This window comes from Croceicoccus ponticola (assembly GCF_004004515.1).
Classification (GTDB): domain Bacteria; phylum Pseudomonadota; class Alphaproteobacteria; order Sphingomonadales; family Sphingomonadaceae; genus Croceicoccus; species Croceicoccus ponticola.
Genome location: NZ_RXOL01000014.1, coordinates 1 through 2500 on the forward strand (window position 1 = coordinate 1; position 2500 = coordinate 2500).

A 2500-nucleotide genomic window follows, 5' to 3' on the forward strand; every position below is an offset into this window, starting at 1 on the left:
CCACCATCTTACCGCCATTTGATTGCCGAACGCGAAAAGCCCCACTGTTAACAGTGAGGCTATAAAAATGTTTTATATCAATGAGGTTTGGTTGCGGGGGTTGGATTTGAACCAACGACCTTCAGGTTATGAGCCTGACGAGCTACCGGACTGCTCCACCCCGCGTCACTGATTGGTCGTCGGGTGTAGGACGACCAAAAAAGCCACCGCTCGTCGATGCGGGCAGCGGCTTTTTTGAGACTATGAATGGGTTTTGCGATCACGCCGGCTACAATGCCTGGCGGCGTCCTACTCTTCCAACGCTTAAGCGTTAGTACCATTGGCGCTGTCTGGTTTCACGGCCGAGTTCGAGATGGGATCGGGTGGGTCACAGACGCTATGGCCACCAAGCAATGAAGCAGGCGTGTCGCGTATTTTAATCGATGCACTTGTTACAGATGAGGTTTGATCTGGCTGTGATGACCGTCCGATCATCAAGACAGGCGCCTGCTGGGCAGGACTGTCGTTGATGGTGGGATTCATCAAGCATGATCAGAACTATTAGGACCGGTTAGCTCCATACATTACTGCACTTCCACACCCGGCCTATCAACGTCGTGGTCTACGACGGTTCGAAGATACCTAATCTTAAGGGAGGCTTCCCGCTTAGATGCTTTCAGCGGTTATCCCGTCCATACATAGCTACCCTGCGGCACCCTTGGCAGGATGACAGGTACACCAGAGGTATGTTCACCCCGGTCCTCTCGTACTAGGGGCAACTCCTTTCAAGTATCGACGCCCACGGCAGATAGGGACCAAACTGTCTCGCGACGTTCTGAACCCAGCTCACGTACCACTTTAATTGGCGAACAGCCAAACCCTTGGGACCTGCTCCAGCCCCAGGATGTGATGAGCCGACATCGAGGTGCCAAACGATTCCGTCGATATGAGCTCTTGGGAATCATCAGCCTGTTATCCCCGGCGTACCTTTTATCCGTTGAGCGATGGCCCTTCCACGAGGGACCACCGGATCACTATGACCGACTTTCGTCTCTGCTCGATCTGTCGATCTCGCAGTCAGGCAGGCTTATGCCATTGCACTCTCGCAGCCGGTTTCCAACCGGCCTGAGCCTACCATCGCGCGCCTCCGTTACTCTTTAGGAGGCGACCGCCCCAGTCAAACTACCCGCCACAGAGGGTCCCACTACCGGATAACGGTAGGTGGTTAGACATCAGAAAACAGCAGGGTGGTATTTCACCTATGGCTCCACTTGGACTGGCGCCCAAGTTTCAAAGCCTCCCACCTATGCTACACAACTCTTTCCTAATGCCACTCTGAAGCTGCAGTAAAGGTGCACGGGGTCTTTCCGTCTAACCGCGGGTACTCCGCATCTTCACGGAGAATTCAATTTCGCTGAGCATATCCTGGAGACAGTGGGGAAGTCGTTACGCCATTCGTGCAGGTCGGAACTTACCCGACAAGGAATTTCGCTACCTTAGGACCGTTATAGTTACGGCCGCCGTTTACTGGGGCTTCAATTCGGAGCTTGCACTCCTCCTCTTAACCTTCCAGCACCGGGCAGGCGTCAGACCCTATACGTCGTCTTGAAGCCGACTTAGCAGAGTCCTGTGTTTTTGCTAAACAGTCGCTACCCCCTGGCCTGTGCCCCCCACCAAAAGTTGCCTTAAGATGGGGCCTCCTTCTTCCGAAGGTACGGAGGCAATTTGCCGAGTTCCTTCAGGATACTTCTCTCAAGCGCCTTGGTATACTCTACCTGACCACCTGTGTCGGTTTCGGGTACGGTCTATATGAAGAGGCTATTTCCTGGAACTACTTGGCAGCCCTCTCAATCCGATAAGAGAGAACTACTTCCGCAATCCGTCACACATCTTCAGGCCCACGAATATTAACGTGGTTCCCATCGACTACCCCCTTCGGGCTCGTCTTAGGGGCCGGCTCACCCTGCGCTGATTAGCATTGCGCAGGAACCCTTGGTCTTTCGGCGAAAGGGCATCTCACCCTTTTTGTCGCTACTCATGTCAGCATTCGCACTTCCGATACGTCCACGGTCGGTTACCCTCCCGCTTCACTCGCCTACGGAACGCTCCGCTACCGCTCAGAATAAATTCTGAACCCTAAGCTTCGGTGCATCACTTTAGCCCCGATACATCTTCGCCGCAGGAACCCTTATTTAGACCAGTGAGCTGTTACGCTTTCTTTAAAGGATGGCTGCTTCTAAGCCAACCTCCTGGTTGTTTTGGGATTCCCACATGCTTTCCCACTTAGTGATGACTTGGGGACCTTAGCTGTAGGTTAGGGCTGTTTCCCTTTTGACGACGGACCTTAGCACCCGCCGTCTGTCTGCCGGATAAGACTCGTTGGTATTCGGAGTTTGGTTAGGTTTGGTAGATCTCGCGACCCCCTAGCCCATCCAGTGCTCTACCCCCAACGGCATACATCCGACGCTCTACCTCAATAGATTTCGCGGAGAACCAGCTATTTCCCGGCTTGATTGGCCTT

The 2500-nt window shown here is 53.6% G+C and carries 1 tRNA gene and 2 rRNA genes (1 of these 3 cut by a window edge); all 3 read right to left on the minus strand.

Annotated features, from left to right (window positions below):
• Positions 1-88: 88 nt before the first annotated feature.
• Positions 89-165 (minus strand) — tRNA-Met (locus EKN06_RS15490).
• Positions 166-275: 110 nt separating this feature from the next.
• Positions 276-390 (minus strand): 5S ribosomal RNA (gene rrf / locus EKN06_RS15495).
• Between the two features lie 130 nt (positions 391-520).
• A 23S ribosomal RNA gene (locus EKN06_RS15500) occupies positions 521-2500 on the minus strand (it continues 813 nt past the right edge of the window).